13 protein-coding genes and 1 pseudogene are annotated in these 21,629 nt (G+C 57.4%); 5 read left to right on the top strand and 9 right to left on the bottom strand.

What is annotated here, in order from left to right; genetic code table 11:
* Positions 1 to 242 precede the first annotated feature (242 nt).
* Positions 243 to 818, bottom strand: a pseudogene (locus IB264_RS16030) (alcohol dehydrogenase catalytic domain-containing protein); the annotation flags it as partial.
* A 131-nt stretch (positions 819 to 949) separates the two neighbouring features.
* Between IB264_RS16030 and IB264_RS16025 the strand changes: the two are divergent.
* Positions 950 to 2,404 (top strand): sigma-54-dependent Fis family transcriptional regulator, encoded by a 1,455-nt coding sequence (locus IB264_RS16025; protein WP_192433785.1) that lies wholly within the window; start codon positions 950 to 952, stop codon positions 2,402 to 2,404.
* On the opposite strand, the gene IB264_RS16020 is transcribed toward IB264_RS16025, so the two are convergent.
* The 3 genes from IB264_RS16020 to IB264_RS16010 form a co-directional block, all read right to left on the bottom strand.
* Positions 2,325 to 3,335, bottom strand: a complete 1,011-nt coding sequence (locus IB264_RS16020) for a hypothetical protein (protein WP_192433783.1) — start codon at positions 3,333 to 3,335, stop codon at positions 2,325 to 2,327. The genes IB264_RS16025 and IB264_RS16020 overlap by 80 nt on opposite strands.
* Before the next feature lie 111 nt (positions 3,336 to 3,446).
* A complete protein-coding gene (locus IB264_RS16015) occupies positions 3,447 to 4,454 on the bottom strand; it encodes an endonuclease/exonuclease/phosphatase family protein (RefSeq protein WP_192433781.1) in 1,008 nt (335 codons plus the stop codon).
* Positions 4,455 to 4,518: 64 nt separating this feature from the next.
* Positions 4,519 to 5,025, bottom strand: a complete 507-nt coding sequence (locus tag IB264_RS16010) for a hypothetical protein (RefSeq protein ID WP_192433779.1) — start codon at positions 5,023 to 5,025, stop codon at positions 4,519 to 4,521.
* Positions 5,026 to 5,247: 222 nt separating this feature from the next.
* On the opposite strand from IB264_RS16010, the gene IB264_RS16005 reads away from it, so the two are divergent.
* Positions 5,248 to 5,886 carry a hypothetical protein gene (locus tag IB264_RS16005; protein WP_192433777.1) on the top strand — a complete coding sequence of 213 codons (639 nt, stop codon included), beginning with the start codon at positions 5,248 to 5,250 and terminating at the stop codon, positions 5,884 to 5,886.
* Positions 5,887 to 6,227: 341 nt separating this feature from the next.
* On the opposite strand, the gene IB264_RS16000 is transcribed toward IB264_RS16005, so the two are convergent.
* Positions 6,228 to 6,437: an SOS response-associated peptidase family protein gene (locus IB264_RS16000; RefSeq protein WP_192433775.1), complete on the bottom strand. Its 210-nt coding sequence runs from the start codon at positions 6,435 to 6,437 to the stop codon at positions 6,228 to 6,230.
* An 87-nt stretch (positions 6,438 to 6,524) separates the two neighbouring features.
* On the opposite strand from IB264_RS16000, the gene IB264_RS15995 reads away from it, so the two are divergent.
* The 3 genes from IB264_RS15995 to IB264_RS15985 all read left to right on the top strand — a co-directional run bounded on the left by IB264_RS15995 (position 6,525) and on the right by IB264_RS15985 (position 13,665).
* Positions 6,525 to 7,100: a hypothetical protein gene (locus IB264_RS15995; RefSeq protein WP_192433774.1), complete on the top strand. Its 576-nt coding sequence runs from the start codon at positions 6,525 to 6,527 to the stop codon at positions 7,098 to 7,100.
* Between the two features lie 163 nt (positions 7,101 to 7,263).
* Positions 7,264 to 11,283: a hypothetical protein gene (locus tag IB264_RS15990; protein ID WP_192433772.1), complete on the top strand. Its 4,020-nt coding sequence runs from the start codon at positions 7,264 to 7,266 to the stop codon at positions 11,281 to 11,283.
* Positions 11,284 to 11,415: 132 nt separating this feature from the next.
* Positions 11,416 to 13,665 carry a hypothetical protein gene (locus tag IB264_RS15985; RefSeq protein WP_192433770.1) on the top strand — a complete coding sequence of 750 codons (2,250 nt, stop codon included), beginning with the start codon at positions 11,416 to 11,418 and terminating at the stop codon, positions 13,663 to 13,665.
* A 262-nt stretch (positions 13,666 to 13,927) separates the two neighbouring features.
* Here the strand turns inward: IB264_RS15985 and IB264_RS15980 are convergent, their stop codons facing one another.
* The 4 genes from IB264_RS15980 to IB264_RS15965 form a co-directional block, all read right to left on the bottom strand.
* A complete protein-coding gene (locus IB264_RS15980) occupies positions 13,928 to 14,323 on the bottom strand; it encodes a transposase (RefSeq protein WP_192433768.1) in 396 nt (131 codons plus the stop codon).
* Positions 14,324 to 15,049: 726 nt separating this feature from the next.
* The gene (locus IB264_RS15975) at positions 15,050 to 17,443 is read right to left on the bottom strand and encodes a transposase (RefSeq protein WP_192433766.1); all 2,394 of its coding nucleotides are present in this window, start codon (positions 17,441 to 17,443) and stop codon (positions 15,050 to 15,052) included.
* Complete coding sequence (locus IB264_RS15970; protein WP_192433764.1) at positions 17,409 to 18,422, bottom strand: AAA family ATPase; 1,014 nt, start codon at positions 18,420 to 18,422, stop codon at positions 17,409 to 17,411. Before IB264_RS15970 ends, IB264_RS15975 begins: the two co-directional genes overlap by 35 nt.
* Before the next feature lie 12 nt (positions 18,423 to 18,434).
* A complete protein-coding gene (locus IB264_RS15965; RefSeq protein WP_192433762.1) occupies positions 18,435 to 20,699 on the bottom strand; it encodes a DDE-type integrase/transposase/recombinase in 2,265 nt (754 codons plus the stop codon).
* Between the last annotated feature and the right edge of the window lie 930 nt (positions 20,700 to 21,629).

The following is a 21,629-nucleotide window of genomic DNA, read 5'->3' as shown; positions in this document are numbered from 1 at the left end:
AGCCACCGGGACGTCGGCAATGGTCATCTCGTCGATCACTCGGGTTTCGGTCAAGTTGACGCTGAATTCATCTTGAATCGCCTTCGCGATGCTGGAGAAGGCCGCCTTGCCACAACGACCGTCCAAACAAGGACTCGCGTCGCTAGAGGAGTCTCTTGAATACTTGCGGGATGCCTGTTCCACCCTCCGGAAAATCTCGCGGAAAGACCGCCTCGGTCGCATGGCGGCGAACAAGGAGCTCCGGAGTTAGCCGCGCGCTCGCTGCCGATCTCGCCTGGATTGACGAAGTCCGTCATGCCGAACCTGCGCGCCATTTCCACTTTGTCGGGATTCAAATCGATCCCGACGATCTTGTCCGCGCCGACCATTCTTGCGGCCTGGATGACGTTCAGGCCGATTCCCCCGAGACCGAAGACCGCGACGTTGGCGCCCGGCCAGACCTTGGCTGTGTAGACGACGGCGCCTATTCCCGGGGTGACGCCGCAGCCGATGTAGCAGATCTTGTCGAAAGGGGCGTCCTCGCGGACCTTGGCCAGGGCAATTTCGGGCAGGACGGTGAAGTTGGAGAACGTAGAGCATCCCATGTAGTGGAAGAGATCGCCTCCGCTGCAACTGAAGCGGCTGGTCCCGTCCGGCATGAATCCCTGCCCCTGGGTTGTCCTGATCGAAGTGCAAAGGTTGGATCGGCGGGAAAGGCATGTTTTGCACACCCTGCATTCGGGCGTGTCCAGGGGAATTACGTGATCGCCCACTCGAAGGCTCGTGACGCCATCGCCGAGCTCTCTCACCACCCCCGCGCCTTCATGGCCAAGAATGGCCGTTCACCTGCCACGGCCACTTGAGCTGCATGGCAACGCCTATTCTCAATTCCCGCGGCTAGATTCTCGGCCTGCTGGACGCTTCGTGCGCCCACGAAGCACGTCAGGAGCACACCCACGCGCTTGTGCGGATGGCGGCCGCCCAGATCGAAAATGGATTGATCTACCAGGAATGTTCGGAGAGCTTCATTTTCGCCTTCCACCCGCGCGTGGAATACCTCGATACATTGTCCGCCGGACTGCTGTCTGTCAGCCGGGACGGACGCGTGATCTCGCTGAATCGACCGGGGCGCGCGCTGCTGACCGGGTTGCCCGCAATGATTGGCAATCACTTCGACGACTTGTTCGAGGCCGGATTCGGAGCCGCGATGGACGAGCTCCTCGGCGGTGGCGCCATTCGCATCCGTGACAAAGCCGGAAGCGGCGTCTTCATGGTCTGTCGCCAGATCGGCCTGCGCAAAGCGGTCATAGCTTCCAAGCCCGTGCTTAGGTCACCTGCCCTTCTGCCGCGTGCGGGCGCACCTGACTTCGTGTGCGACGACCCGAAGGTCAGTCGGTCGATTGCCGACATTGCCGACGCCGCAAAGCTGCGCATGCCGGTCCATATTACGGGTGAAACGGGTGCCGGAAAGGATTTGATGGCTCGCCATGTGCACACATTGAGCGGCCGCAAGGGCGAGTTTGTTGCCGTGAACTGCGGGGCTTTACCGGAAAACTTGTTTATCGCCGAGATCTTCGGCCATGAACGCGGAGCGTTCACAAACGCACGGACCGAGGGCTCGCCAGGCCTGGCCCGCGCTGCCGACAAGGGAACGCTGTTCTTTGATGAGGTTGCCGACATCCCATTGTCTGCGCAGACGTCGCTTCTGCGGTTCCTGGACAGCATGGAGGTTCGGTCCGTAGGGGGACAGAAGACCGGAAAGGTCGATGTCCAGATCGTGTCTGCCACAAACCGAAATCTGCAGGAGATGGTGGCGGCCCGAGAGTTTCGCGCCGATCTCTACTATCGCCTCAACGCCTTCACGGTGAGTCTTCCGGCGCTCAAGGACCGCAGCGACTTCGCCGGCGTTCTCCGGCACCTAATGCAAGGACTCGCTCCAGACACGCCTATTACGGATGCGGCGATCGCCCGTCTCGCCACGCATTCCTGGCCAGGCAACATACGTGAACTGAAGACCGCACTTCAACGTGCCCTCGTGCGCCGGCGCATGGACTACCTCGACGAAGATTCCTTCGACGACATCGGAGTGGGTGTGAGGCACACCGACGACATTTGCGACAAGTGTCACTCGCGCCCCCCTGGATCGAAGCAAATGCAGCGAAATACGGTCGACGTTCCATATGACCGGGGAGAACGTCGCGAAGACGGCGCGAATCCTGAAACTGTCGCGAACCACCGTCTACAAGCACGTCCGCTAGCCCCTCGTTGGCACCGGGGTGTGTCTGCGAGTTCTGATCTAATGGATGTCGATGGCAACCGGGCTTGTCGGATTGGACAGCTCGCCATCAGTGCGAGGACGTCATATCCAGAAGCGACTGAACTAGCTGAAGCGCTCCACTTGCGATCAGCGGGGAGATCACCGTGACAACGCTCCCCATCAGTTTCCAGATGCTGTCGAATCCTGACATTTGGATCCTTGAATTCGGGATCGAGAGTTCCGTCGGAAAATAGGCAGAGCACATGGCTAGCGAGAAGACAGTCCCCCAGTACCAGGTCATGGCATTACGCAGGTTGGAGTAGTTTTCGAGGGCGCGAATCCCTGTCGCTGGCAGCTTGCCGTCTGCTCCGTCGGGCAAATAGGCGGCTAAAATCATGTCCGCTCCTGGCTGGAACAGCAAATGAGCTGTCACAACGCTCATCAGGAATGTCGCGGCGGCCAACGTCGTCAGGTTCTGAAATGACCTTCGTCGAGTTTCTTCGTCAGATTCGCTCCAAACGATCGCCAATGCTGCCATCCAGTAGGCAGTGCCTCCAACGGCGACTATGCCCATTACAACTCCAACGACATCCGCCAGGCTGTTGCCCGTGTTGCCAATGCCTTGGTCGCATCCGCACATCGGAAGGAAGTACAACGTATTTTTGATGAGGTACTGCGCGATGGCCGCGGGCAGGTAGTCGTCGTTGGCGTAGACATGTCTAAGCCCAATGGCCATCGCGACCATGAAACCGCATGCCACGGCAGTCGCGATCCAACAGCGGAGATTTGCCTGAAAGGCAACCGCACCATAGATGGCGGTTGCGATACTCAGAACCGATGTGAGACAGGCTAAGAAACCGAACGCGTAGAGCGAAAGTACGACCGACGACGGAACGAATGGCATGTGAAAGGGGTGATGGATGTCCGGATCCAAGAAACGGTACTGTATCGTGTGCGAAAGAAAGCCGAAATCGACCTTTCCTACCTCGATGATATTGTTGAAGATCCAGGCGGCCAGCCAGATGATCGCTGGCGGTGCGACCAGCACCAACAGTAGCCACGCGACCTTGACACCATCAATCTTCGCCTCTTCGGCCATCTGCGCAAAGCCCCACTGGCGACCCCGCCTCCCGGGCGGCAGGTTTTGCAACGTTTTCCAATACCCACTCGCGATCTGCGATGGGCGCAGCCCGGCTGACACGCTTCAAAGCTAGTTCGCGTTCAGCACGCCCACCGTTGGGCAATGGTCACTGAGCTTTTGGTTGTCGTCACCGGCGTAGCGTGCGTCGTCTGCGAAGGGTATGCCAACCTTCTTGATTGTTGTGGGATCCAACCTCGGAAGCAGCGACTGGTCGTAGGTTATGAAGTCGATGCTGTTCGGGAAGAACGCCGCGTGCGGCGACGGCCAGCAAACGGTGTTTGGTTCCGTTGGAGCCTTCACGAAGCCGAGCCCCTCCGGGGTGCCGTCGTTCAGCATCTGCCACATGTGATCCGTCGCACCCTCCCTGTTGAGCTGCCGATTGAAGTCGCCAAGGACGATAGTTTGGATGCCTAGCTCCTGCCTCTGTTCCAGCCAGTTCTCCAGAATTGCGGTCTGTGCGAGCAGCGTCCTGCAGTCGTAGCGGCTGGGATTGACCGAGCCGTCCTGGCGCTCGTCGAAAATCGGGCTCAGTGAACTGGCATTGCAACTCGACTTGAGATGGACGTTTAGAACTTCGATCTGCTTGCCGCCTATTGTCAGCGGCAGGATTAGCCCAGACCTGACAGGTCTGTCGCTGGCCTTGCCATCCCTATCGACCTCGAGATGGACGATGTGCAAGGCCTCGAGCGTTCGAATGTCCGGCACGCTCGGAAAGACCGATTTCCGGAGCGCGAATGCAGTGTATATATCGCGCTGATCCGCTGGCTGGTTCTCGGCCCCGTCGACGTAGTCCTTAGACAAAATGAGATGATATTGATCGCTCGGAAACACCCGCGAGAGAGCCTTCGGTGATCCGATCTCCTGCAGGGCGACGATGTCGAGGCTCAGGGATGCCGCGAAGTCCTTCAGCCGGGCGTAGTCGATGTCGTCCCGAGCCTTGGCATCCCCGCGCAGCGGAACTCCCGTTTCATGGTGCAGATTGGTGATGTTCCATGATCCAATTCGGAAGGCCCCCGACTGGGCGAATGCCGCGTTCGGCAAGCACATCAGTCCAATGACGGCGATCGCTCTGAACATGCAGCTCTCCCCTGTTGGAATATATCGATGCAGATCGACGGCGTCCTATGCGCGCACGCGGGGCTTATGACCCTTGGGGAGCTTCCGGAGTCTCGACCCCGCGATCCGGATCCCAGTCTTCAACTCCATCGAAGAAGTCCTTCACTGCCTCGATAGCCTGGTTCCAGAATGCTTCGCCTGGGAGGGGTTGAACCTCCCCGCCGCCGGCTTCAATTTTGGTTCTGACGTCTTCCGGAGTTTCGCGAACGTACTGGCGCTTCCCTCCGATATCGAGAGCGGAATTGATCCCATCCTTCCCCGGCGAGGCTACCGGAATAGGCCCGCTCGATTCCGCGGGATTGAACCAAACGGGAGAACCGCCCGGTTGGGTAAGAGAATCCAAGCCCGGAAGCTCCGCCTTGGCCAGCGCTGCAACAGCAGATGCCTCCTCCATCACAAACAAGGCTCGGGCCGCGTTTACCAAGGTGTTTCCCAGGTCATTGTCCCAATGAGCGACTGTCTTTCTGATGCGAAGCACAGTGGTCCCATCGAGGTCCAGCGCGTCGCCATTCGATTGCGTAAGATTGATCATGTGATCCTCCCTTGCCTCGCGATCAGACGTCAATCAGAGATTGCTTGAATAACGAAGAGTTGTCGAGTCGCATTTCGCACGGTGAAGTCGCGAAATAAGCCAGGATGTCAGGCTCTACAGATCGAAGCGAATCGCGCAAGCAATACTACTATCGGGCGAATTTTTTTCAGAAACGCGCTGACATACGATGGGGTCTCCCTGCAGGAGGATGGAGGTCCCCGGATGCAAGTTCGCTCGACAATCACGCGTGAGGACCTCGCCGAGATCATCGAGATCGAAGGCGAAGGTGAGTACATCTACGAACGCCAGCTAGAGGTGACGGAGCACGATGGCTATGTCGTCGTTTTGCTGGAGAAGTTGCGCGGTGTGATTAAAACGCTGGACAATCCGGGAAACTTTGTGGGTGATCGCTTGAAGGGGCGTGTTGAGCTCTACATACTCAACGCCAAAATCGAATTCAGAAGTCTTAAGCTGCGGGTAGAGTCACAGGCCGGAGCAGCATTCCGACTAACGATGGCGTTCTTCCGGAAGACTGTCACGAACATAAAAGAGGAAATGCCCTGCAAGTTGTGCAAGGCCGCCTGCAAGGTCACCTTGTCGGTGATCCTCGCCAGTCTCGGTATTCCCTATCTTGACCTTGAGGAAGCCCAAGCCGGGATCAATCTAACTGGGTTTAAGGATGAGATAGGTCAGTTTTTGGACAACCCTCAAGCAGCCGCACATGGGATAGTCGCGGAGTTGCTTGAGCAGACCGGTCTCGTTGGGGCCATCAGGATTGCGCTGGAGGTCCTGGGCTGGATTTGCGATGCTGAGGATCGCCTTTACACGTTCGCCTGCTCGCAGGCGGGCTGCTGCCCCTAGGAATAGGCTGGCGACTGATCAACACGAAGGCGATTGCCTCGCGCGCTGCGCCCGCGCTTCGCAAGGCAACTGGAACTTCCCTCGCTAGATGCCCAGCGCCTGTGCTCGATCCTTGCCTGTGCGTCAGCGAAGGCTCCTCGGCCATAGCGCGCCCAGTCCACTGCCAGACCGCTCTCGACGAGCCAGCTATTGACCTCCACGCCGTCGGCGCGAAAGCAAACACCCACGAAACGACGGTATCGATCACGTTCGACAAATTCGCAGCGCTTCGGTCGGAAACTCCTTCGAGAAACCGATCGAGCATCATGGCCGCATCGATATCGGAGGCCGTCGCCGTCTCGCTAGGCACCCTCGAACGCCGAATTGATGCCGGGATCGCCTTCGAACCTCGACGAGTTGATGTCGCGCGAGACACGGTGGAACTGCAGATCGGCATCCAGTTTGCGCTGGATCAGCGCCTTGGCGTCCGGCGTGCCGGTATCCGGCGAAAGCCAGTCGTCGTAGGCTTCAGGTACAAGAATGACTGGTTGACGGTTGTGGAGCCGCGTCATGGGGCGCTTGCCGCCATCCAGTAAACTTCGTTGCAATATTCTATAAAGCAGTATTGTTGCGGATTGTGATGTACCAAGAGGGGAACAATGGGCCAAGGTTTCGAGAGTGAATTCAAGTCTATTGATCTTCTGCTAGTGTCGGACTGCGACAGCAGAGGTGTTGATACTTTCTGTCTCGCCTGGATCAAGCTGGAGAAGCAACTGAGGAAGATTTCCGCGAACCTGATTTACCAGGCTTCGGATGTCACAGCCGCCGACCAGGCGCGAATGCGAGCGGCTCTCTATAGCCATGGAAACCTGTCTCACACGACCTTCATTGGCGCGATACGCCACTTAAGCGGCGTCACAGTCAATGATTTGATTGGCAACCGCTACGCCTTCTTGAAGAGGGCCGTGGATGCTTCGTACCAAAACAGGCAGAAGATTTTCCACGGTCAGCAAACAGGCCAGAGCCTCACCCGTGACGCGCTCATCAGCCGCGTAGGTGACATTCGCGAGTGGTGCGAATTGCTTTCTGCCGGAGCGGATGTTCGTTTTGGCTATGACGGTTTCTCCGGGACGACATCGCTTTTCAAGTCCGGTCGGCCCGACGTTGTGCTCGCCGTGGACAAGGCCCTCAATCCCAAAGGGTGGGAGGAATACGCCCGAACCTTCCAGCGTTGACCTCTGTCTCACCGTTCCAGCGACCATTTTCTTTCGCACCCCCGCCATGCACCCAGTCCGCTGTGGGAAAGACGCGAACGAACGACGAACACAGTTGGCAAACTCAGCAAATCACTGCACGCTTGCGTAGAAAAAGTTCGCCTCACTCCGTTTACAGGCATTCATGGCACTCACTGCTGGTACCGAACTCAAACGCCCCGACACTTACGACGTCTTCGAAACCCAATGCATGAAGTTGGGCAAGGTGATGATCAACGCGCTGACCATGAACAAGAATGGTCGTCGCGGCCAGGCGCAAAAGGGTGTAGACGTCTGGGGGAGGCGCGACAACCACGTGGATCATATCGTCGGGATCCAGTGCAAGCAGAAGGGGTTTGGACAGGAACTCGAAGAGAAAGAGGTTCGCGACGAATGGGAACAAGCCTTGAGGTTTGTCCCCCCGATCAGGGAATTCTTCATCCTCACGACGGCCGATAACGATGCAAAAGTGGAGCAGCTCGCCCGAGAGCTTAGTCTTGAGCTCCTGATGGCCACCGGGCGTTCCGTCCCATTCGACATCTGGGGCTGGGGTCGTATCTGCGACGAACTGATTGATTACCCCGACCTGATCAAGGCCTTTGACCCGGACTACGGTCTCTATTCCCAGCAGCATTCCGAAAAACTCGACAGCGTCATCGAAGGGCAAGCGCGCACCGAGGTGCAACTGAACGCCATTATGGCAGTGGTCCGCAAGTCGGCTGGTGTCGTCATGCTTGATGGCGTCGACGATGCCTCCAGCGCGAACGAGATTGACAAGATCCTGGATCAGCAGATCGACGGGTATCGGTCTATCCTGCAGGGCGGCCGCCCCGTGACCGCCCTGCCGTTGTTCGAAAAGATGCTTTCCGATGTCGAGCCAACGGGTTCCGATCGCATCGTCTTCCGTATCAAGGCAAACATCGGCGCGTGCCACATAGCACTCGAAAAAATCGAAGTAGGCTGCAAGTTCCTTCTGGAGGCATACGAACGCGCGCCTGAAGAGCCGAAAGCAATCTCGAACCGGGCGCTGGCCTACCTCCTGCTCGGTGACTTCGAGAAGGTCCTCGATATCGGAAGAGAGCAATTGTCGGCTGACATCGCCGACGAGGGGTTGTGGCCGCATGTAGTGCAGGCCGCGGCACAAAAGGGCTTCGAGGACGACCCGCTGTCTCTGGTTCCCGAACGACATCGTCAGTCGGAAGGAGTCCTGGTTGCAGAAGTGCACTTCCACCGTATTCGAGGTGACGAGAACTGGAGAAACAAGGCGGCTCACGCCCACGCCCTCTTCCCGGAAAGCCGATACGCCAGGCAGTTTTTCGCCGATTCCCACCTGGACCAGGTGGGCAAGGCTGCGGATAGCTGGGCGACAGGTGCCATCCCATCTGCGTTGCGGGGTCATATCGAGGCAGCGGCCGATACATACGCCGACATCTGGCAGGAAGCGACGCGTGGCGAAGCCGCAGTCGGACCTGACGAGTTCGTAGTTCTCGCGAACCTCCTCGTCGCGCTGCGATTGCTTGATCGGCATGCCGAAGCCATCGCTCTGATCGTGCGCGAGCGCGCTCACATCGAACGCGATCAAGGTGTGCTCGTCAGAGCCGCCATTGTGGCGTACGAGGGAGACAGCGAGCTTGCCGACGAGTTGCTTCCGCTTTTGCCGGAAGGCTCCGCTGCGTCCATGCTGACGCTTCAGCTTGCGCTCCGCCGGGCGGCCTGGGCCGAGATCGCTGAGTTCGACGACAACGTAGCAGACACAGTTGATGAGCCTGAAAGGCTGGCCTACCGCACTGCGATCGACATGTGTCGGATCTGGAAGGCGGCCGGAGGATTTCCTGCTGCAACCGATCTCGAAGCGCCGGTCGCCGGCGCGTCAACCGACCCGAGAGCCAGCATCCTGGCTGCAGACATTTGCATGGCCTTCGGGGCGCGGGATGTCGCCGACAGGGCCTGGGAGAACAGCCGACGCTTGGTTACGCCCACGTCTCATTGGACGTCTCGTGTCAGCGTCGCAAAACATGCCTTCCGGCGCCATAGATGGAGGGATGCCGCCGACCTCTATCTAGGGGCGATCGACCAGAGCCTCGACACCGAGGAGCTTCGTCAACTGGCAATTTCCTTGGCATACGAGGTCCCGCAAAGCGGTAGGGGTGCACGCTTCTTTCGAGAGCTGTCGCCCGAACTTCGCAAGGACCAGTTCTTCCGCCACTTTGAAGCCGTGATGTTCTTCAATGCCGGCGATATGAAGAGAGCGGAGAAGGCAGCTCGGTCACTTCTCAAGGATGCGCAGCGACTAGACACATTCAAGCTTCTGGCATTGACGCTGCAAAGAAGCGATCGGCTGGACAAGATCAAAGACTTCCTCAAGGACACCGATGTCTTGTCGTACGAGGGGTCGCCGGGGGACCGGATGGCGGCGACCCAAGTCCTTCACCAGGCCGGACGGGTGCCTGAAGCGCTGAAAGAGCTGTATCGCCTGTATCTCGCCAACCGAGACAGACCGGACATCGCTCTCGCATTCTTTGGGATGATGGTGCAGGAGCGCTCGTTCAAGCACGTTCCGCGTCCGCGTTCGGTCGCCCTCGATGTGTGGGTTCGCGCAGAGGATGACGCTGGGCACTCTTTCACGTTCATCGTCGGGGAGGATTCGTCCGTCGCCGATGGGATACTATCTCCGACGCACGCCTTCGCCGCACAGGCGATGGGCAAGAAGATCGACCAGTCATTCTCGCTTCCGCGCGACGTAGGTGGCGAGATCGTATGGACGATCAAGGAAATCCGCCACCGTTGGTCTCAGGCCGCGAGAGACATTGGACAGAACTTCGAGACGCAGTTCCCAGACGAGAACGGTGTCTATTCGTACACGATGAGGGACAACGACATCCAGCCTATGCTTGACCTCATCCGGCAGCAGGCGGAAGCCAACAAGCAGTTTGCCCAGCAGTACGTTGATGGGCTGCCACTTGCTTTCGTGTCTGGAAGGTTGCATCGCGATCCCGTCAGCTTTGCGGAATACGTCCGGTCTCTCGGGAACGAGATCAGGACATGTTTCGGCAGTGCCCCGGAGCGGGAGCAAGCTTTCACGATCATCGGACGCCATCGCGCGTCTGGTGCCGTCCTGGACACGTACACCGCTTGGACGGCAGCGACACTGAGCCTCTTCCCCGCGCTGAAAGGGCTGTTCGGATCGTTGTTCATACCGCAGTCGGTGCGGGACGATCTACTTCTTCTCAAAGGGATCGATAAGCCCTCAGGGAAGTCGTTCTCGATCATCTATCACGACGGCCAGTTCCTGAAGCACGAGACCACGCGGGAAGCGGCGACAAAGCGTCGTAAGTTCATTGAACAGCAGCAACAGAAGATTGAAGCCTTTTGTGAAATCCTCGCTGTATCCGCTCCAGAAATAACGGGGGACGGTTCCGAGGAGAGGATCGAGTGGCTCGAAGTGGCTGTCGAGAATTTCGGCTCGGGCGTGCTTGATCCCGCGGCCGTGGCGGCGAACGGGTACGTCCTCCTCAGCGAGGACATGACCTATCGAGTCCTCGCGAACAGCATCTGGCCAATAAAGAGCACATGGCTGCAGCCGGCCCTGACCAGCGCGGCAATCCTTGGGATCATTTCCTACGACGAGTATGTCGCCAACGTCGTAGCCCTCGCAAAGCTTCGCCATGGATTTGTTTCGATCGACCACAACATTCTATTGAAGACCCTTGGGAACGGCGATGACACCGCCCTCGCCGACTTCGCGGCTGCGGCCGAGTTCATTGGGACGCCGACTGCCGATGTTCACTCGCATATCGGTGTTGTCAGTCGCTTCATCGACGCCGTCCTCGAAACCAAGTCGATACCTTACCTGCTGCGCTTGAACGCGATCTCAATCCTGTTGGAGAAGCTCGTTCGGAACAGGCCGCAGCTCTATGCGAAGATTCTGGTGGGCGTCATCGTTGGCTGCGACGACAAGGGACAGGCCGCGGTCGCACACTGGATCCAGGGCCATTTCATGATTCCCGAAGTGAATGACGCGTACAGCGAGTTCTGCAGGCAAACATTGCACCACGCGATCCGAAACATCATCGGCAGTGATGACAGCTTTGTTGGCAACGTGCAGCAGCTATGGGCTTCGCGTCCGATCCGATTACCCGCCGCCTTTTCGAGATGGCAGAAGTAACGATTACCACAAGCATTTCTATCGCCGCCGTGGCTTTCACTCGTCATATGCAAGCCCTGAAATGATCGCTCGGAGACAAAATTGAAGAAAAGACGCGGGACACATCGTCATACGAGGCGACCAGGAAAGGCAGTGTCCCAGAACAAGCCGGAACGCGGATCTGGCGTCCGCTTCTCCGAGTTTGCAATCGGTGGAGAAGACAGGGAGGAATATAAGGCGGCGATGCTCAAGGCTTCGGCTCAAGCTGTGGCCGACCTCCCTTCCCTTCTGAAGAAGTTGCGGGACATGCTTCACGACCGCGATCCATTCGACATCCTCTCGATCTTCACTGGCTACGGCCTGCTGACGACGGTCGATGACAAAGGGGTGACCAACAAGAAGGCCCTGGCAAACATCCTGCCCCACCACGGCGAGTTGCTTCAGGCAATCATGCTCACTATCCCGGTAGACAAATTAGGTCGCAAGCCCGTTGGCCCCGACATTATGGAGACGGTTTTTGAAACCGTACCATTGATCGCGAAGGCCTTTATTCACCAGCGAGTCCTTGAGGGCGCCAAGATCAACGATGAACAGCAGATGGTTGTGCTTTCTCTGCAGGAACGCATCAGGATGCATACCCATGCCGTGAGGAATTGGGGATACTATGGCGACGTCAAGCAGATTTCTCTCGACCTGTACCAGTCAATTGACCAGGACGTTGCGAAACACCATGGGTTCAGTTGCACCGATCTCATCGAGTTGATGGCCGCACTTGTAGCGGAATTCGAACGACGTCAATCCGAGCGCTGGGATACGCTGAGCAAGATCCTGCAGGGAAGAAAACCGAGCAAGGTCTTTGAACTGTATTTTCAACTTGTGCCCGGGCTTGTCGGCACTGCCGACGAGATTATCGCAGGGTGGCCAGGCGTGAATCTGGAAGCGGCGCGAGCGATGGTCATGTCGCACTTTGATCTGCGGATGAAGGAAACCGCCACCTTCGAAATCGAAGATGTTGCAACGATCACAAGCCGCCCAGCCGATCAGATCGAGAAAATGCTACGGTCCATCGCCCGTGAACCAGGAAGCCTTGTTGGAACGAAGGACGAGTTCCTCTTTCTGGGGAATCCGATCTGGGATGCTCCCGTCGTCGACATGGGGGAATCCTTCTTCATACCGATGCCGCAGGCATTCTTTAGCCACATACATCGGATCATGGAGAGGCTGGCAACCGAAGCCGGTGCAAAGGAGAAGCTCGAAAGGGCACGGAACGCCTATCTTGAGGGGCGGCTCGAGCACGCCTTGAGGTCCGCGTTTCCTCACGCCACCGTTACGTCTGGCTCCAAGTGGAAGATCGGCGTCGAGCAATATGAAACGGACGCTCTGGTCGTCATCGATCGGACGGTGTTAATCGCCGAAGCCAAGGCGAACCGCGTCACTCCAGAAGGCCTCCGCGGCGCGCCGGACCGCGTGAAGAGGCATGTCCGAGATATGGTGCTGGATCCTTCCGTTCAGTCAGAGCGGCTGGCCAAGCTCATCAACGACGCGAAGGCGGGTGACGCGACCGCAACCTCCACGGTCAAGGAACTGGGCATCGATCCGAGTATCGTCGACCAGATCGTTCGGATTTCCGTGACGCTGGATGACATGTCCGTACTCAGTTCGGCCGTCGATGACTTCAAGAAGGTCGGATGGGTGCCGCAAGATCACGAACTTGCGCCGACGATCCTCATCGCAGACCTACTCTGCGTGATCGACATTCTCGACAATCCCCTGCTCTTGTTGCACTACCTGAGCGAAAGGGTTCACTTCCAGAGCTCGTTCGAACTGATGGGCGATGAACTGGACTTCCTGGGCCTCTATCTAGCGACAGGATTTAACCTCGGTAAAGGGGACAAGACCCGGGTCTTCGCGCCCTCAGGAATGTCCGAGCCGATCGACCGATACTTTAACAGTCGCGATGCTGGCATCAGCATTTCGAAGCCAACGGCGCGCCTTTCGCAGCACTTTCGAAAGATCGTTGATCGCCTGACAGACCGGCGGCCTCATGGCTGGACCACGGTAGGGCTTCATCTGCTTAGCGCAGCGAGTCCTTCCGAGCAGCGCGCATTGGAAAGCAACCTGGAAAGACTCAGGAAAAACGTGCGAAAGACCTATCAGAATCCCAAGCACATCAACACAATCCACATCCGCCCGCCCCTGGCTCGGAAGGCACAGGTTGGATTCTACCTGTTTCCCGAGGAGCTGCGCCCGCAGCACCGTCACATCATGGAGGGTCTCGCGGCAGAAGCCTTGTCACGGGACGGCGTCGAGACCGTAGTGATCTTCGGACGTTCGACCGAAAACTGGTGTGTCCCCTACGAGACGGTCATGCTTACCAAAGAATGCCCGCCTCTAACAAGCTAGCGCGCCGACGCGGAGCAGGCGTCTCAACAGTCCCCCGCGTTGACAAGGGGCGGCCTATTTTTGGCCCTCGTGCCATCGCTTCGCGGTAGGCGCGTTCCATGCGATCGATCTTCGTCGACTACAACCGGCCAATCGAGAGGAGAAGGGATAGCAAGCTCCTGCGGCCAGCCTCGATCGTTTCAGTTTGTTCAGGAGAAATCCCGCCATGTAGGGTCTGACGCAAGGGCCATTGGGTCAGCGACGGAACCAGCTTGAAGGGGTCTCAAGCTTTCAAGGTAATCTCGCGTCGCATTGTCCGCGCGGGCCTGCGATTGTCTCGCAATTCCGTAGCGGCGTCGAATAAGATGCTTCTCAGCCATCCCGCATCTGGCGTGTGCCGCCAATCTTCCAAACATCCAAGTGAGGCAAGCAGCTCCAGTTCGGCGTCCCACACGCCATCTACCGCCCAGCGACGGCAGAGCTTATAGACAGCACGGTAATCGCCATAGCGCTCAGGCATCGAAGCCCAGGGGCAGCCGACCCTCTGCATGTGCATCACAGCGTTGAGGACGTTTCGCCTGTCTCGCCTTTTCGCCGGGAGCGATGTGCCGATAATTCCCCACTCTTCGTCGGTCAGGTCGCTTAGCTCCTGCTGGTACGGTGTTTTCTCATACTTCATGTCACACCTCACATTTCTATGCGGGATTTCGAAACTGAAGGCATTGGGCTGCCCCAGTTCGTCTTGGATCTGGAAGTCGCCCAAACATCTGCGAGGGGCTTGAAACCGCGGCGGCTATTCTCCTTTGAGCAGCTTGACGCAGTCGTCCAATAGCCCACCTCTCGTGCTTTGCCTGTTTTGAGTTCACAATGGCCATCAGCTTCGACGCGAGCCCTGTGGCGAGCCGTCATTCAGATTGTAGTGCTCGTTAATGACAGCCAACGCGCAAGGAAGCCGGCGCTCCGCTATGTTCATCGCCACGGCCAATCGCAGATCTACGCCATGGGCGCAGGCCCACTCGTCGAGGGCAAGAAACAAACGTCCGTCACCCACTAGGTAGACCATTCTTGGGTAGCCGGATTTCCGAGACACCCGGTCCAAGGTTTCCTCGATGTCCCGGCACCGCAAGCTTGAACTTGCAGAAACATCGAGACACGTGCGTGTACCGATTTCGAAGACACACAATATCTCTACCTCTTGACCCGCTATGTCACAGGGGATGATGTCTACAGTCCATAACGCATCGGCACCGTTTCATTCGGACGCTTACTGCCCTGATTGTAATATCTACGCTCCATGTCACACCTCAGCTTTACCAGGTTTCGAAATTGATACCGACCCGGCCGCCCGGGGATTGTTCGCCTATCAGCCCATTCCGCCAATGCACTTGATCCAAGTGCTCTCTGGTTAGGCACTCGCCAGAACATCTGCGATGGGTTTGAAGCGGCGACGACTGTTGTCCTTGAGCAAAGTGGCCCGTTCGACCAACAGACACCTCGCCAACCCACTCCCTGCTCTGAGTTGCCTGTGTCCATCTTCGATTTTCGGGAGAGGCCAATCAGCCAAGTTCAATGATACCAGCTCACCCAGTATTCGATCCCAGGTGCCGTCTTCGGCCCAAATCTGAAATCGGCGTCTCAGATGTCCTAGCCGCCCATGAACCTTACCAAATGAGCACCAAGTGCTGCCCGAACGAAGAACGGCAAGCATATCCTCCAGATCCCGACGGTTCTCCTGGTCGCGGTCACCTCTGGATCGGGTTAAAGTCGAAACCAGTGACCGGAGCCTTAGCCATTGAGTCTCAGATAGTTGCGAGCGCTCCGGCGGCTTACGCTCTTCAATTGCCGCTTGCAGTGAGCCAAAGTCTATGGACTGACGGAACCATATGAATCGCTCACGTCCTGTAAGCCGGAGTGCAGGCGACACACCTCGCGCAGCCAGTAACTTTCGGAGGGTATAAACGTCGACATCGCAGCCTCGAAGACCAAGCACCGTCTGGATTGCGGGCGTCGATATATATTGATCAGCAAAGCGGCGAGCTTCATCGATCGTCGGCCTCTTGGAAAGAAGTCCGTATTCGACGGCCAGAGTGATGGTGTTGGGATTCTCGCCCGCCAGGAGAGCGACCTCGCTTTGCACAAGGCGAACACCTCGCTTGTCGTGAAGATAACTCGCTAGTCGACTTATGTCCTCGACTGCGAGAGACGTCATGACTGCTAATAGTCGTCCGCGAATCTGCCAAACCGGAAGCTCGCCTTCCAGGATCGCTTTGAATATTTCTTCCCAGCGCGCATTCAGCTCCCCGCCGAGCCGGTTGATACCGACGGTGATCCGGATCGCGCCTTTCGGGGGCGGTCCAGACTGCGCCGTCTTCATCATGCAAGAAAGAAGGCTCTCGAGACTGTCCTTGTGATAATAGGCCTTCCCCGAAGAACAACTGACGATAGGCCCCCGCTCCCGGACGATCAGACCTGCGTCAGCCAAATCGGCGACTGCCGATGGAGGGATGCCCAACGCTACCGCCGCTTTCGTTGACGGTTCGAGCTTCTCTTTCAGTGAAAATGCCTGCTCGAGTTCCGACGCCCTGAACAGGGTCGGCCCTTTGCCTCCAGCAGTCCTTATGACCGTGAAATCGGGACTGGCAGCAATCTGGTTCGCCACGAACTTTCGCGTGCGTCCCACCAATTTTGCCGCCGCTTGCGTCGTCACTAGATCGTCACGATGGCGGTTTTCTGCGCGCCTGACCGTTGGTAGCCGCGAGGCGCTTCTCTCCATGTTAGCGTCCAACTCCTCACGGAGAAGTTTGCGAAGATCGGGATGAACATGCGGGTCCAACGTGACGGATAACAGTGGGCCAAGTTCCTTGTGGATCCCGAAGAACCCCTGCCGTCGCAGAGCACCCTCCCGGATTTCCTCAGCGATCCCCTGGATTGTGTCGGGCCAATCGATGAGTGCGCGGCCGACGCGCGCGAGTAAATCCGGAGTGAACCGCTTGTAGTCTTTCGCAGCGAATGGCCTGTTCAGTGTTTTCCCACGAAACTCGGAAGGCGTGGTCATCGCACAAACAATTGCTAGGGCCAACTCGAACAGATCTCCCCTGTCGAAATTTGATAGGACAGTGGCAGCCGATGTCGATATGCGCGCTCGAAGGACTGGGCTTGGATCGATCAGACCGGTTAGATAGTCGAGCGCGGCTTCATCGTGAACGTGCACAAGCCGTTGCGGATAGGCTGCTAAATCGACCCCACTTCGGACGAATCCCTCGCCGTCCAGTTTCTCACAACGAGGGCAATGAGACACTCCCAGGGTGCGAGCGAAGTTAAACGGAGCTTTGCAGACGGGGCACGCGTCTAGTAACCATTCTCGACTCTCCGGATCAAAAGACAGCACTTTAAGTCGCCAGATGGATCGGAGATAAGGAGAATGGCGCATCGATCGGGGGGCCACCCGGAAGCGGGTCCACGTCAGATGTACGGCACGTAAAGCGGTCCCAAAAAAGTTAATCCAACCTGGCCGGTCTTTCACCGGAGTGGGCCAGATCACGTCGTGCAAAACGTCACTTGCAGAGCCCCCAAAGAGGTTCGCTATGCGTTGACGTTCGTAAGTAGAAGCCCGCCCCAGATCCTTTAGAAAAAACTTTCGCATCTCTAAAGCACGCATTATGTCGACCGGCCCTTCGTACGAGTTCTCAGCGCTGGCACGAACCATCAACTCGGCGATGCCCTCGCCGGGTCGGGGCGATGATGCAACGGGAAGCCTCGCGCCATCAGACCGGCGTTGGGCTGTCATCAGGGCGCTCATTTTTGATAACCTTGATTGAGCGAGGATTGACGAAAGGATTGTGATCGATGAGACCAGCTCCGCGCGCCCATTCGTCCGTAGCTTGGACGAGGTGTTCACGCTGGACGCAGCGGGCACCTTGCTCGAAACCAATTATGCAGGCGGCTAGAACGACGCCTGAAACGCTGCCAATTTTTCCCCGGGAGATGATGTGCAAACACGCCGGGACATCGCCGCTGAGCAGGTCAGTTTCATCCGGGAAAATCCCGTGCTGACGCAGCTTCAGACCCAAGCGACCGCAGTATTCGAGGAATATCTTTCGCTCCTTGGGCTTGAGTAGATCGAGGGGGGCAAAATCCAGTTCTTTTAGGCAGCGCTCCGCCAGTTGCGGGTCGCCGAACAGGTGATGCCTTGCCTCCGGAATTCCGATGAAAACGATTGGCACAAGACCCACGATCAACATGATTTTCATGGTATCTGTGACAGCCGTGGAATCTGACGTGCCAGCAGATCGTTTACGTTGTCGATCGCCGGAAAGATGCTGGATCTCGTCAATGATCAGAAGTTCCGTCCCAAACTTGCGCATGAGATCGTAGGCGCGTCTCTTCATCGCCGCTTCGGTGCCGTGTGGATACGGGTCACCCAGGGCGACCAGCACATCATGCACAAAAGACTTCGTCGTGGCTTTCGCCGTAAGCGTTACATGCAGTACGATCTTCTGTTCTCGGGCGATCGTCTCGCAATCTAAACTTTCGTCGAATAGGCCTGCTTTGATGACGTCATCGACGACCTTCGTATCGATGTACGTCCTGACACTCATAGACTTTCCCGAGTGCGTCGGCGCGAAAATTGATATGAACTTCTTGGGGCTGCGGGGGCGCTTGCGTTTGGTTTCTCTGAGGATGTCAAACCACATGTGCGCCTCCTCAAGCCGCGGATGCTTGATCCGAATGCAATCGAATTTGTTCAGGATGTCACTGATGGAAGTTGCAGTTGACATGTTACGTCCTCCTCAATCGAGATCTTCCGCCAGGCAGCGGAGAGCGGCATTAGAATCCTCAACCATCGTCGGAGCTCGAGGTATGTCCACTGACGGGGCTGGGACGTTGTGGCTAGGCAACTTGGCCTTCGCGGCCTTGCTCTGCCTGGCACGGGCGGAGGCACGAGTTGCCTTCTTCCCGCCTCGGCGGAAGCTCTTTGCTGCGAACCCCTCGTCCTCCCGGTATTTCATCGGGAGGTCCACGAAGAGGTTGCAGCCGTCCATGCCGGTGACGCTGGGGTCGTCGAAACTTTCGACAATGGTGTCACCCGGCACCAGGCGCATTTCGCTGTGGTAGGCGCGGGCTTTCTTGCGGGCTTCACGATACGGCCCGGACTTGGCTTCGGACTCAAGGCGGCGGCGGAACGCAGCGCGCGCTGCGCATTTCTCTTCGTCCGTATGAAAAGCGAGGTTCTCCCGTTCAGCATATTCGCGAATGAGTTCTGCCGTGCGCCACGAACATCCGGCCGAGAATCTTGCATCGACGTTCGGCAATCGAACAAGCCGCTTCCGATGGTAGTCCCAGACATCAATGTGAGCGCAAGTCGGCAGGTCTATGGAAAATTGCACCGGCACCTTGCCCGTGCTGAGCGGAGTGGTTCGCTGTTGTCGTGGTTTCGAGTAGCGAAGCAAAGAATCGAGTAGGTTGGAGGTCTCCGGGCCGGCGTGGAATCTGTGCCTCTTGTAGGTGACTCCTTGATTTGTAAGCTGACCGTGTCTGACACCGCCGAACAATCGATCGACCATATTGATGTCGTCAACTAGATGGCGATTTCCCTTGGCGACCCCATCGCGCCACTCCTGCGCCGGAGCGCGACCAACCCCAGAACCCGCTTCCACGTGATAACACGTCACAACGAAGTCCCAGAACAAGTCCTGCAGTACTTCAATTCCGGGGCCAGCCTCCTTCTCTGGAGCTAAGCCGCGCAAAGACATCTCAGACGGTTTATAAGGGATACCACTTTTCATTCGATGCCAGATCGCATCGTTGAAAGTCTTGAATAGCCGCTCGCAGACGGCTTTGTACTCTGGAGTCTTGACGGGTGCCCACTCGACACTGATCCCCACGTTCTCGCAACTCGCCTGGAACGAGGGGCCTGTATTCTCCCAACCGTTGTCCACCACCGCGGTGTCTATCTTGCCGTACCCGTCAGTCGCCCCTTTGTAATGCCCATACTTGGCAACCAGAAAGTCTTTTGGTCGGAGAACCTGCTTCAACGCCTCCATTATCGTTAGCAGCGATGGGGGTTCGAACGTCAGTATCCCGGCCAAAAGCATCGTCGATTTTACATCAACAGCAATCGTAAGCCACGGACGCTCAACGAGAAGTGTCTCGCCAGCCTCATCAGCGATCGGTGACCAGTTATCGACACGCGTCGCGTCGAAGATTACCCTTTCAAGAATGCGATCCGCGTGGATGGACGGGCTGGTGCCGCGGTAGCGTCGCATCCCCGCGCGCTTCCCCCATTTTTGAGTGTACAACTCCTCAGACGCGGCCCTGCGGAGCCACAGGCGGACAGTCTCTGGGTCCGGGCGCTGCAACGGCGGGAGCCCGTTCGAGACCCTGCGCTGTGATTCCAGATCCACCTTCTCCAGAAACGTGTTGGTCACGTCGCAGATGCGGATGGTGCCACCTGACCCGGGAGTGTAGTAGTCTTGGATCGCCTCCTCCTTCAACTGGAGGATCGCTGGCGGCCATCGGGCTGTTTCTTCATGCGTGTGGTAATCTTCATAATACGCCAGGACAGTCCGATTGCCGGGTTCACCGACGTCCAGCGCGCGGAGGACAGTTGATTTGGAAGGCTCCCATTTAAAACCCTCTTGACGCGCATCCTTTCGCAGTTCGCGAAGAAGTCGAGGCACTGACTTCTTGCCTGACTGCTGATCATAAGCGTTCACGTAGAAACACAACGTCCGGGCGCGTTCGAGTCGCCACGCTACATCCTGGCGAGCCTTTCGCTCTGTCTTACTGATCAACGCCTCGTTTGGATCCTCGACCACACGAGGATCGAAGCCGACCGTCTCCAAACCATTCTTGAGGTGCCGCACACGGATTGCCAGGCCATCGTTGCGCATCTCAATAAACTCGTGGTCCCGAACCGGGAACTTGCGACCAGTAGCGCGGTTCTCGAAGACGAGCGTTCCAGAACGCTTTTGCTCAATGAAAGTGCAGTCAACTTCGCGCCTTCCGAGCATCAAGCGGTACATCTCGCCAACTTGAACATCGCAGTGCAACATTGTCATCGCTCCCGCTCTACCAACACTACGCGGCGTCGATCGCGTGGGGCGGCAAGTTCGATGCACAGGACCCGATCGAAGTGAAGGGCACTGACCGAGGCCATGGCGGTTGGCAAACCACCTAGCGCGTTGATTAATTCCGACAGAAGCGAGCATCCCCCCCGATTTGCGAGATAATCCTGGACGAACAAGGCGTCAGTTTTCGAAAATTTGCAGAACCGGTCTGCGGTTATCTCGCGAACCGAGGCGAGATCGACACAGTCGATACCGTTGCTTCTGGTGACCACGGCGAAGTAATACCCAAGCTTCCGATAAACTTCCTTCGCCAACCTAAGCTTAGATCGGTATTGGCGATCATCGTTCCTTGGATCATCGTCGTTTTTGATCTCGAGGACTAGCCGCGCAGGGCTGACGCTGAGAACAGGCTTTGGATCCCACGCCATCGAGGCGACGGCCAATGGGACGCCGGAACATACCTCCTGGGCGAAGGAAGGCTCCACTATTAGCTCGAGGTCAGGAATATAGTGAAGTGGAACAGGTTGTCCCCGCGCGAAGATATCCAAGCGGTGGGGTTGCGACATCACATACGCGACACGCCACGACACCTCGCAAAGAATTATTGCCGGGAGTTCAGCTAGTCTGGATTCCCAAGGTAGATGTCGCCCCTGGGATTTCCGGGCGCTATAGTAGCCTGTCCGAGATGGCCGACCGCCACACAGTATGCGGCGTATCGGGCCGCCCTCTTTGGATCTCACTATACGGCCGATGAATAGCGACGCTGCCATCGCTCGCGCTCCGTCGGGACTCAAGAGAGAGCAAGCTCACCATGTATTTCAGTAAACGTCAATAACTATTTGATTTAATTATGTATTGCATCATGAGACTCCAGCAAGCATCTTCCACCTTTTCCTGGCCACGCCGATCACGGTA

Origin of the sequence: Ensifer sp. ENS11, assembly GCF_014851895.1 — a bacterium.
Lineage (GTDB): Bacteria > Pseudomonadota > Alphaproteobacteria > Rhizobiales > Rhizobiaceae > Ensifer > Ensifer canadensis.
The sequence above is the reverse complement of the archived record's forward strand: the minus strand, read 5'-3'. Positions and strand labels throughout refer to the sequence as shown.

Bases quoted from the DNA above. Each gene is read 5' to 3' on its own strand.
- IB264_RS15970 (WP_192433764.1), bottom strand. From the start codon at position 18,422: ATGTCAACTGCAACTTCCATCAGTGACATCCTGAACAAATTCGATTGC.
- IB264_RS16010 (WP_192433779.1), bottom strand. From the start codon at position 5,025: ATGATCAATCTTACGCAATCGAATGGCGACGCGCTGGACCTCGATGGG.
- IB264_RS15975 (WP_192433766.1), bottom strand. From the start codon at position 17,443: ATGAGCGCCCTGATGACAGCCCAACGCCGGTCTGATGGCGCGAGGCTT.
- IB264_RS16000 (WP_192433775.1), bottom strand. From the start codon at position 6,437: ATGACGCGGCTCCACAACCGTCAACCAGTCATTCTTGTACCTGAAGCC.
- IB264_RS15990 (WP_192433772.1), top strand. From the start codon at position 7,264: ATGGCACTCACTGCTGGTACCGAACTCAAACGCCCCGACACTTACGAC.
- IB264_RS15965 (WP_192433762.1), bottom strand. From the start codon at position 20,699: ATGTTGCACTGCGATGTTCAAGTTGGCGAGATGTACCGCTTGATGCTC.
- IB264_RS16025 (WP_192433785.1), top strand. From the start codon at position 950: ATGGCGGCCGCCCAGATCGAAAATGGATTGATCTACCAGGAATGTTCG.
- IB264_RS16015 (WP_192433781.1), bottom strand. From the start codon at position 4,454: ATGTTCAGAGCGATCGCCGTCATTGGACTGATGTGCTTGCCGAACGCG.
- IB264_RS15995 (WP_192433774.1), top strand. From the start codon at position 6,525: ATGGGCCAAGGTTTCGAGAGTGAATTCAAGTCTATTGATCTTCTGCTA.
- IB264_RS16005 (WP_192433777.1), top strand. From the start codon at position 5,248: ATGCAAGTTCGCTCGACAATCACGCGTGAGGACCTCGCCGAGATCATC.
- IB264_RS15980 (WP_192433768.1), bottom strand. From the start codon at position 14,323: ATGAAGTATGAGAAAACACCGTACCAGCAGGAGCTAAGCGACCTGACC.
- IB264_RS16020 (WP_192433783.1), bottom strand. From the start codon at position 3,335: ATGGCCGAAGAGGCGAAGATTGATGGTGTCAAGGTCGCGTGGCTACTG.